This is a genomic window from Halobacillus naozhouensis (assembly GCF_029714185.1).
Taxonomy (GTDB): Bacteria; Bacillota; Bacilli; order Bacillales; family Halobacillaceae; genus Halobacillus_A; species Halobacillus_A naozhouensis.
In genome coordinates this window covers 1200354-1210806 of record NZ_CP121671.1, presented here as the reverse complement: position 1 = coordinate 1210806, position 10453 = coordinate 1200354, and the positions used below count along the sequence as shown (strand labels likewise).

Genomic DNA, 10453 nt, shown 5'->3' with positions numbered 1-10453 from the left:
ACCTAAAAATAGAGTGCACCAAAAATGATCAAATATGCATCCGCACCCAAAAACTGGATGACCTGAGATGGAGTTTATGTAAAAAACCACCACTGCAGGGATGCAGTGGTGGTTGTGGATGGTTAATGGCCAGGGAAGAAGATCATTTGTAAGATGAATATAAAACCGAATAGGTACAGAATCCAGTGAACATCTTTCGCTCTTCCAGACATGATTTTCAAGAGTGGATAAGAAATAAATCCAAAAGCAATACCGGTTGCGATGCTAGAAGTAAGCGGCATCGATAAGATAATTATAAAGGCCGGAAATGCTTCATCAAACGCCTGCCAGTTAATCTTTGCTAACCCTTCCATCATAAAGCAGCCAACGATAATCAATACAGGCGCTGTGATCGCGGACAAGCTGGAAACCGCTCCTACCAGTGGAGAGAAAAAGATAGAAATGAAAAATAACCCTGCCACTACAACGGTGGTTAACCCCGTTCTTCCTCCTGCAGCCACACCAGAAGAGGATTCAATATAAGCAGAGGAAGGACTGGTTCCAAACATAGCACCAGCGGTGGTGGCAGTGGCATCAGCCATCAAAGCCGCTCGTGCTCTCGGCAGGCTGCCATCTTTCCGGATAAAACCAGCTTGCTCTGCAACGCCAATCATCGTTCCTGTCGTATCAAAAATGGTCACGAGTAAAAAAGCAAAAATAACCGTATAAAGTCCATTACTAAAAACACCCGCTATATCAATATCCCAAAATACAGGTGCTGGCGGTACAGAAGTGAAACCCTGCTCAAACTCAAGCTGGCCGGTAAATACACCCAACAAGGCTGTTATGGCCATGCCAATAAATAGCGCTCCTGTTACACGACGGGCAATGAGACCAAGTGTGACAAATAAACCGACAATCGTTAACACGGTCCCAGGTGCCGTTAAATCCCCCATTGTCACCAATGTTGATTCACTTGCAACAATAATTCCTGACATACGCAGCCCTAAAAAGGCAATAAAAAGACCAATCCCAGACGTAATTCCATATTTGAGCGAAGGAGGAATGGCCATAATCAGGATTTCTCTTAACCTCGTTAAACTTAAGATGACAAATAAGATTCCTGCCAGGAAAACGGTACCTAAAATTACGGAGTAGCTGACATCCTGCTGAACAACTTCTGTTACAAAGTAAGCATTCATGCCCATTCCTGGTGCAATAGCAATTGGATAGTTGGCAGCAAGTGCCATAATTAACGTACCAATAATCGCCGCAATGACAGTCGCCATAAAGACTTGCTCAAATGGCAAACCAGCAGCTGATAGAATTGCCGGATTAACGACAACGATGTAAACCATAGTCAGAAACGTAGTCAGACCTGCCAGCAGCTCTGTGCGGACGGTTGTATTGTTTTCTTGTAAACGAAACATCTTCAACATCACCAACACCTTACTTTCCGAATGAAAAATCACAACATCCTTAATAATATTCGTTTTACGAACAAATTTCAAGTATCAACCATGAATTGTTCGTCTTTTAGTAAAAAATCGATTCCCGTGTCAGGTGCAGGAATCGATCACTTAAACTATCATTAAGTTTGAAACCACTTCATAATGGTTTTCGTATCATTTTCATCCAGGTAAAGACAACGCGCCCTTGTCTTCCCAGCCCCGGTCTTGACCATAACCTCAATGGAAGAAAGTCTGCTGCGCTGTTCAGGAATTGACATGGAATACCCACATGATTGAATGCGATGCTTTTTCACAAAATAAGTTTGCTTCGTAATGAACCGATTACTAAGCATTAATTGTTTTTCACGAATATTCCAGCCCGCATCACGATAATTTAACAATCCCAGACCAATAAGGGCAGGAATTATAAGTAACGACAGTAAGCCCAGCGGCCAGAAAAACACACTCACTGCAATTGAAACGAGCAAAGGTAACCATAAACATCTGATAACATAACGCAGTTTGGAACGCTTTGGAGGCCTTTCAGGAGAAACATCAAGCGCATACTGAGGTAAAATGCCAGTCAGCACGGTTTCGATTTGTTTACGCTTAATAAAAGGAAGTACCTTAAACTGCTGCTCGTCCCCTCCCTTAATCGATCCCCCGGCACTAATGATCGACACCGTAGCGTACCCTAAAGGCTGCCTGATCAAGTTCTCATCAATTCTGATTCCCTGAATTCGATTCAGCGGGATCGTGACTTGCTTCTTTTCCAGTAGTCCACGAGTAATAACTAAATCATCTCCGTCATGAAAAACAGAAAAGTTTCCAAAACGCAGAACCGTTAAAATTACAGCTACTCCATAGGCGATGACCAAAACAAACGCCGCTAGGATCCCCACAATGAATATACCAAATTGCAGCCAGTCCACGACCTCCTCATAAATGGCTTCAATCGGTAAAAATTCGGTAAACTGTGATAGGAAGACAGCAACTCCTGATATCACCACGCCAGCACCACCAGACGTTACAGCCATAAGGATTATGTCTTTAGTACTCATCTGGTAAACGAGGGAACGGTCATTTTCCTCTGGCATTTCTGCATCGTTTTCAAATGACGACTGCTCCGATTTTCCTTCATAAATGGTTTTCTCAAGCTCTTTCGCGTCCACTCGTTTGATTGCGGTTAGTACCGCTTCAGCCTCTAAACCAGAGGAAGCAGCCGTTTCGATCGATACTTTGACAAGCTGAAAAGGCCTATGCAAAATGCCCTCTGAGAAATCCAGACTTTGAATGCGTTCCAGCGGGATATAACGTTTTTTCCGAAACAGTAACCCATGCTCGATTCGCAGCTCCCCTTCATCAATCCAATAAGAAAAACGAAGCCATTTCAGAAAACCAGCCAGTAATATTATCAATAAAAATGCTCCTGATAGGATAAGCGGCAGCCAGGCAAGAAACCCATCACCGCCATTCCCATTAAAAAAGAAGATCGCCACGATCGGCAGAATCGCTTCTTTTAACCCTTTTGCAAAATTAAGGACAGCTGAAATGGGATGAAGGCGTTTCGGTTCAGACATCATCTTCAGCCACCCGTGCTAGTGATGAAATCGAGTGCCTGAGATTTTCGGCTTCTGTTTCATCCAGTGCTGGTATTTTATGTACAGTGGCAGCGGTGGAAATACTAATCGTGGCCAGCCGGTATTTGCGCAGCAATGGTCCTTGCTCTGTATCAACATGCTGGACACGAACCATTGGTATTAACGTGCGTTTCACAATAAATAGACCGTATTGATAGTCTATTTCCTGTTCTCTCACTTCATATCTAATCCGCTCCCATCTGATCGAAGGGATCAGCCAGATGGAAAAGATCATTTCTAACAGGATAACTGCCCCAATCACAAGACTTGGCCAGATAGGCCATGAAAACAAGTTAGTTAAAATGATAACCGCAATAGCTACGAGGACACTGATCCCCGTGCTGATACCCCCATGCACCCTCCACAATGAAAGGGCACGTTTAGAGATTTGCTTTCTAGGTGCATTCATGAACAGACCCCCTTCTCTCTCTGCAGTATCTTTTACGAGCGATCCCTCCATCAGGTTTCACCCGTTACAAAATCCAGGCCAAAAAAGCCTGGATTTTACGTTGCTTATGAATCACTGGATAATTCTTTTGCTTTATTGGTGCAAGCATTCATGGCTTGAATTACAGAACTTCTCAACCCCGTTTGTTCCAGCATATTCACACCTTCAATAGTAACCCCGCCAGGCGTACATACCGCATCTTTTAACTCACCAGGATGCCTTCCTGTTTCAAGCACCATTCTGGCAGCCCCTTGCACCGCCTGTGAGGCAAGCTTATACGCCTTATCTCTTGGAAAGCCTTGCTGAACGGCTGTATCTGCCATCGCTTCAATGAACATATACACAAAAGCTGGCGAAGAACCGCTCACTGCCGGCACAGCATCCATTAACTGCTCGTCTATCACTTCTGCTGCCCCAAAGCTTTCGAAGATTTCTTTCACATCATGAAGATCCTCTTCTGTTATGAAATCATTCGGACAAAGGACACTCATTCCAGCACCCACGAGTGATGGTGTATTAGGCATGGACCGAATTACCTTAACTTGTGATCCAAATGATTCTTTTACCTGATCCAGCGTTATTCCAGCTGCAATAGTAACAATGACGGTATGGTCATGAATAGATGACTTTATTTCCTGGATAACGCCTTGATAGATATACGGTTTCACAGCCAGAAACAAAATGTCGCTTTCCTGTGCCAATTTTTTATTATCAGTAGAGATATGAATCCCATACTCTTCACCGACGAAATCAATGGTTTCATCAGTTACAGCCGTTGCCGCAATTTGCTCCGGCTTCACCACATTCGACTGGATCATCCCTTGAATCATAGCTTGCCCCATCGAGCCGCAGCCCAGGAAACCTATTTGTTTATCCACGCACAACACCCCTTTCTTGTGACTCTCATTGTATCCGAATATTACTTCTACTACAATCACTTAACCATTTAGAAAGGGGAATGGATTAATTTTTTCGATAAAGCCTTTACAAATTCAACCTGCTTTACTATAATTAACAGTGTATTCTTCATATCATAACGAACCACAACAAATATCATAGCTGCTACGAAAAAAGCTGAGCTGCCTTCAAGCTCAGCTTTTTTCGTGAGTTATTTTCTATCAAATAACTCCACGAGCCAGCGTACCTATCTCTTTCCCATTTTGGTGGAAAAGAAAACCTTTTCTTAATAAAATACGAAGAAGCCAGGCTCCATTAGAACCTGGCTCCCCCTTTTAGCTTATAGCTTCTACACTTTCCTCATCTTTAGCTCATAGCTTTTACACTTTCCTCATCATTAAAAAACGCTTTCATAGCATGAAACACATCGACCTTTTTTCTTAAAATATGATGTCTGAATTTAGGATGATCAATGGATTTATATGCCTGCATCAAACTGGAGGAGCGATTATATTGATTTACTTCCCCATACCCAAACATTTGCGATACTTCAATTAAGTCATTAATTAATGAAATACACCGTCTATTATCAGAAGTCAAGTTATCGCCATCGGAAAAGTGAAAAGGATAAATATTATAACGTTCCGGCGAATATTTTTCGTCAATAAGCTGAAGGGCTCGACGATAGGCCGAGGAACAAATCGTTCCACCGCTTTCTCCTTTAGAAAAGAAATCTTCTTCACTGACCACTTTAGCCTGCGTATGATGTGCAATGAACTCTACATCAACAGTTTCATAATTTTTGTTCAAGAAACGATTCATCCAGAAGAAAAAGCTTCGGGCCATATACTTTTCCCATTGACCCATCGATCCACTCGTATCCATCATAGCGATAACGACTGCTTTTGATTCCGGCTTTTCCTGATCCGTCCACGTTTTATAGCGAATATCTTCGGGGTATATCGGTGCAAAAGTTGCTTTGCCGCCAAGCGCATTACGTTTATACGCTTCTAACATCGTCCGCTTCTTATCGATATTTCCTGTTAGACCCGTTTTACGGATGTCACGAAATTCAATATCTTCATGAATAATCGTGTCTTTCTCCTTTTCAGCTAAGTTCGGGAGCATCAACTCTTTAAAAAATGCTTCTTCCAGCTCAGCGAGACTGATTTCTGCCTCATAATAATCTTCTCCAGCCTGGTCTCCAGCACCTTCTCCTTGCCCGGGCTTGCCCTGTTTCTCTTGTGACCTGCCTAAGACATCTCCAACTTCACTATCTCCGTCCCCTTGCCCTGCGTGCTTATTCTTATCATGATTGTAGCGAATCTTATATTCATCAAGTGACCGAATCGGTATCTTTACAACTTTCTTCCCATTAGACATCACAATGTTTTCTTCCGTAATTAGATCAGGAAGCTGTTTGTTCATTGCATCTTTTACTTTTTCCTGATGCCGGCGCTGATCATCATAGCCTTTCCGGTGGAGGGACCAGTCGTCTTCAGCAATTACGAAACTTTTCTTATCATCCATTTACAAATTCCCCTCCTAGCTTTGAGTATTACTCTATCGTATGCAGGTCCATGTCAATGGATGAAGCGAAATCAACGAAGGTTTGATTATTTCTGAAAAAAGAAATGTATGCCTATTTTTTAAAGTAAGAAACCGACCATTGGGCCAATAAAAAATGATAGGCAGTAAGGTCAGAGTTATAAAGCGTCAAAACCCCCTTCCTTATGACAGGACTTTTTGAAGGTCTTACTAGAATTCTATCAGGGTTTGTCAGAATACTAACGGATTTCAGTAGAATTACCATGAATTCGCACTGCCCCCTCGATAAAAAGTCAACAAACGCAAAAAAAGCACCTCACTACATCAAGTAGTAAGGTGCTTTTCCTTCTATCTCTTATCCTTCTAATAATAAGTCGTAAGGATCTTCAATCATTTCTTTAATTCGGCGTAGGAATTGTACAGCATCTTTACCATCAACGATTCGGTGATCATAGGAAAGAGCAATGTACATCATCGGACGCGCCTGGATCGTATCATCAGGCATAACTTTAGCTCGCTTCTCGATATTGTGCAAGCCAAGGATACCAACTTGTGGTGAATTTAAGATTGGTGTAGACAACATAGAACCGAAAATTCCACCATTTGTGATCGTGAAGGACCCGCCTTGCAAGTCTTCTAGCTGAAGCTCTTTATTACGAGCTTTCGTAGCTACATCAGCAATTCCTTTTTCAATGCCAGCGAAATCAAGACGGTCAGCATCGCGGACAACCGGAACGACCAAACCTTCTTCTGTTGAAACAGCCATACCGATATCATAGAATTGCTTCTTCACAATTTCATTGCCTTGAATTTCAGCATTAATCAGTGGGAATTCTTTCAGAGCCCCGACAGCAGCCTTTGTAAAGAAGGACATGAATCCTAGTTTAATATCATGCTTTTTCAAGAACGAATCTTTACGTTCTTTACGAAGATTCATTACATTCGTCATGTCTACTTCGTTGAACGTTGTAAGCATAGCAGAGTTTTGCTGCGCTTCTACCAGGCGCTTAGCGATCGTTTGGCGGCGGCGGGACATCTTCTCACGCTCTACCGGCTTATCAAATTCTGTCTTTTCACTTGATTCTTTCTTGCTTTCTTTCTTCTCCTGCTTAGGAGCTGCTTTTTTCTCTTTCTTGCTGCTAGCCGCAGTATCTACATCTTCCGGGCGAATTCGGCCTAATGGATCGCGTGCAGAAATCTCACTTAAATCGATCCCTAGCTCACGCGCACGTTTACGCGCTGCAGGTGTGGCAATCACATCGCCTTTAGATCCTTCTTGTTCACTGCTTTCTTGTTTCTTCTCTTCTTTTTGCTCTGCAGCAGTACTTTGTTGCTGTTCTTGTTTTTCTTCTTTAGGTTCTTCCTGTTTTTCTTCTTGCTTTTTATCAGAGCTATCATCAGAAGAACCGCCAGCTTCTCCGTTCTCATCCACTTTCGCGATCACGTCCCCGACTTCTACGTCATCACCTTCTTCTTTTAAAAGTTCTGCGATTACGCCGCTGGCATCAGCGTTCACTTCCACATTTACTTTATCTGTCTCTAGCTCGAGTACTGGATCTCCTTTTTCTACTTGATCTCCTTCTTTTACGAGCCACTCGGCAATCGTGCCTTCTGTAATGGATTCAGCTAATTCAGGAACTTTAATTTCCTTCATTTGATTTTCCTCCTTTAGACATCTGTAATGCTTCCTGGATGATTCTGTTTTGTTCTGTTTTATGAATGTTTGGCTCACCTACGGAAGGAGATGCACGATGCGGTCTACCTACGTAACGGTGAATTTGTCCTTCTTTAAGCAGCTTGTGAAGGATTCCTTCTACAAAATACCAGCTTCCCATATTTTGCGGTTCCTCTTGGACCCATACAAGCTCTTCTAGATTTGGGTAGGTTTCCAGAATCTCAGCCAGTGCCTTGTCAGGGAATGGGTAAATCTGTTCAATTCTTACTGCATCGATGGTATCGAACTTACCGTCTTCTGCCTTTTCCACTGCATCTTCAATTTCGACCATAATTTTACCACTGCCAATGAGCAATGATTTTACTTTTTCCTTCGCTTTGCCCTCTTTCGTTAAACCAGGCTGTCTTAAGATCGATTGGAAGCTTCCATCACTAAAACGTTCCGCTTCTACAGCCACTCTCTGGTTACGAAGCAGACTCTTAGGTGACATGACCACTAATGGTCTAGCCTCTTCTTTATTACTTATCGCTGCCTGGCGCCTTAGCAAGTGAAAATATTGAGCTGAAGACGTCACGTTTGCCACTGTCCAGTTATTTTCAGCAGCTAATTGTAAGAAACGTTCCAGTCTCGCACTAGAGTGTTCAGGACCCTGACCTTCATATCCATGAGGAAGCAAGAATATCATACTTGATTTCTCTCCCCATTTTGCCCGGCCGGCTGCAACAAACTGGTCAAAAATAACCTGACCCGCATTAGCGAAATCACCGAATTGCGCTTCCCAAATAACAAGGGATTCAGCAGCTTGTACACTGTATCCATATTCAAAGCCAAGCACGCCAGCTTCAGACAACGGACTATTATAAATATCAAAGGACGCCTTAGCCTGTTCTAATCCATGAAGCGGACTGTATGTTTCATCCGTTTCAATATCATGAAGAACCATATGTCGATGGGCAAATGTTCCTCGCTCCGTATCTTGTCCCGTAATTCTTATTGGAGTTCCATCTTCTAAGATCGATGCAAAAGCGAGAGCTTCCGCCGCACCCCAATCTACCTTATTTCCGTCATCCAGCATATTGCTTCGGCGCTGTAGAATTTTTTCTAATTTTTTAAACCCGTTAAATCCTTCTGGTCGTTTGAGCAGACCCTGATTCAACTGTTTCAGACGGTCAACGTCTACTTTCGTTTCGATTTCGTCAAGCGGACGCTCAACACCACCTGGCCGACCTTTTACATCAGCTTCTTCGTTCTCATTTTCTTTCATATTATTATAAGTTTCACGAAGGTTTTTCTCAATTTCCTCATTCATTTGTGAAAGAGTTCCTTCTTCAACATAACCTTCACCCACAAGCGTCTCTTCAAATAAATTAGCCACTGTCAGGTGATCATCGATTTCCTTATAAAGCTTCGGCTGTGTGGAGCGTGGCTCATCTATTTCATTGTGACCATAACGACGATAACCAACTAAATCAATCAAAATATCCTTATGAAACTTCTGACGATACTCATAAGCTAGTGAGATGGCAGATAAACAAGCTACAGGATCATCCGCATTCACATGAATAACAGGAATTTCAAACCCTTTAGCCAGATCACTTGCATATCTTGTTGAACGGCCATCACGTCTGTTCGTTGTGAAACCTACTAAGTTATTAGCAATAATATGGAGAGTTCCACCTGTCCGATACCCAGGTAAGTCACTCATATTCAGCCCTTCAGCGACAACACCCTCACCAATAAAGGCAGCGTCACCATGAATGAGCACACCGAATGCTTCGTCCTCATACATTTGAGCATATCCCGGTTTTGAACGATCATCTTGAGCGGCTCTGGTAAAACCTTGAACCACAGGATTTACGTACTCTAAGTGAGATGGGTTGTGACTTAGTGTGACACGAGTGCTCTTTTGCTCTCCATCACCAATTTCGCGCCGGGCACCAAAGTGATATTTCACATCGCCTGTCCATCCGTAGTTAATGCCTGTAGATCCTTCTGAAGGTACCAGTTCTTTATTTGGAGAATGATGAAACTCAGAAAAAATCCGATCGTAAGGCTTGCCTAATACATGAGCAAGCACATTTAATCTTCCTCGGTGGGCCATACCCATCATAATATGATTAATTTTATCAGCAGAAGCAGCTTGGACGAGGTGATCCAACATCGGGACCATTACATCCAGGCCTTCAATAGAGAAACGTTTTTGTGCAACAAACGTTTTAGCCAGGAAGTTCTCAAAACCTTCTACATCGGCCAGCCTTTTAAGAAGCTGTTTCTTCTCTTCTTTTCCTAAATTCACTTGAAAGGCCGCTGACTCTACTTTATTTTGCAGCCACATTCGTTCATCATCATTGTTTACATGGTCATACTCAAAGGAAATTGTACCTGAGTACCTTTCTTTGAGTGTGCGGACAACATTTAAAGCGTTATCTAGTTTGACAGGGGACTCTGGCCATATCCATTCAGCCGGAATTCTCTTTAAGTCATCCTCAGTCAATCCATAATTCTCAATGTCTGTCAGCTGTGATTCCTGACGGTCCTTACCGCCTACAGCATAGATGTTTGCCTCTAGATGTCCATGACGACGAATAGCCTCAACAAGTTTCAATGCTGAGGTCACTTTAATAATATCTTCTGAAGAAGCTTGTGCTTCTCCATTCGTTGCTGGAGACGCTGATGTACTCATCCATGCTGGTGCACCGTGAGCATCAAATAGTTCTTTTAATGTAGCGTCGACAGAATTTGCATCTGTTAGATATAACTCATATTGTTCCTCAATATACCCCATATTGGGGCCGTGAAATTTTTCCCAAAAGCT

General features: G+C 42.7%; 7 protein-coding genes. All 7 read right to left on the bottom strand.

Annotation, left to right across the window (positions count from 1 at the left end; genetic code table 11):
- Window positions 1-122: 122 nt before the first annotated feature.
- The 7 genes from P9989_RS06280 to P9989_RS06250 all read right to left on the bottom strand — a co-directional run bounded on the left by P9989_RS06280 (window position 123) and on the right by P9989_RS06250 (window position 10423).
- Entirely contained in the window at window positions 123-1418 is a 1296-nt protein-coding gene (locus tag P9989_RS06280; RefSeq protein ID WP_283078852.1) for an NCS2 family permease, read from the bottom strand.
- A 152-nt stretch (window positions 1419-1570) separates the two neighbouring features.
- Window positions 1571-3013, bottom strand: a complete 1443-nt coding sequence (locus P9989_RS06275; RefSeq protein WP_283077926.1) for a PH domain-containing protein — start codon at window positions 3011-3013, stop codon at window positions 1571-1573.
- A complete protein-coding gene (locus P9989_RS06270) occupies window positions 3003-3479 on the bottom strand; it encodes a PH domain-containing protein (protein WP_283077925.1) in 477 nt (158 codons plus the stop codon). Before P9989_RS06270 ends, P9989_RS06275 begins: the two co-directional genes overlap by 11 nt.
- 104 nt (window positions 3480-3583) lie before the next feature.
- Window positions 3584-4396 carry a pyrroline-5-carboxylate reductase gene (proC, locus tag P9989_RS06265; protein WP_283077924.1) on the bottom strand — a complete coding sequence of 271 codons (813 nt, stop codon included), beginning with the start codon at window positions 4394-4396 and terminating at the stop codon, window positions 3584-3586.
- A 385-nt stretch (window positions 4397-4781) separates the two neighbouring features.
- Entirely contained in the window at window positions 4782-5945 is a 1164-nt protein-coding gene (gene yhbH / locus P9989_RS06260; protein ID WP_283077923.1) for a sporulation protein YhbH, read from the bottom strand.
- Window positions 5946-6318: 373 nt separating this feature from the next.
- Window positions 6319-7617, bottom strand: a complete 1299-nt coding sequence (odhB, locus tag P9989_RS06255; RefSeq protein WP_283077922.1) for a 2-oxoglutarate dehydrogenase complex dihydrolipoyllysine-residue succinyltransferase — start codon at window positions 7615-7617, stop codon at window positions 6319-6321.
- Window positions 7604-10423, bottom strand: a complete 2820-nt coding sequence (locus tag P9989_RS06250; RefSeq protein WP_283078851.1) for a 2-oxoglutarate dehydrogenase E1 component — start codon at window positions 10421-10423, stop codon at window positions 7604-7606. Before P9989_RS06250 ends, odhB begins: the two co-directional genes overlap by 14 nt.
- Window positions 10424-10453 lie beyond the last annotated feature (30 nt).

Excerpts from the sequence above, each read along its gene's own strand:
- P9989_RS06280 (WP_283078852.1), bottom strand. The coding sequence starts at position 1,418 with ATGTTGAAGATGTTTCGTTTACAAGAAAACAATACAACCGTCCGCACA.
- yhbH (WP_283077923.1), bottom strand. The coding sequence starts at position 5,945 with ATGGATGATAAGAAAAGTTTCGTAATTGCTGAAGACGACTGGTCCCTC.
- P9989_RS06250 (WP_283078851.1), bottom strand. The coding sequence starts at position 10,423 with ATGGGGTATATTGAGGAACAATATGAGTTATATCTAACAGATGCAAAT.
- odhB (WP_283077922.1), bottom strand. The coding sequence starts at position 7,617 with ATGAAGGAAATTAAAGTTCCTGAATTAGCTGAATCCATTACAGAAGGC.
- P9989_RS06270 (WP_283077925.1), bottom strand. The coding sequence starts at position 3,479 with ATGAATGCACCTAGAAAGCAAATCTCTAAACGTGCCCTTTCATTGTGG.
- P9989_RS06275 (WP_283077926.1), bottom strand. The coding sequence starts at position 3,013 with ATGATGTCTGAACCGAAACGCCTTCATCCCATTTCAGCTGTCCTTAAT.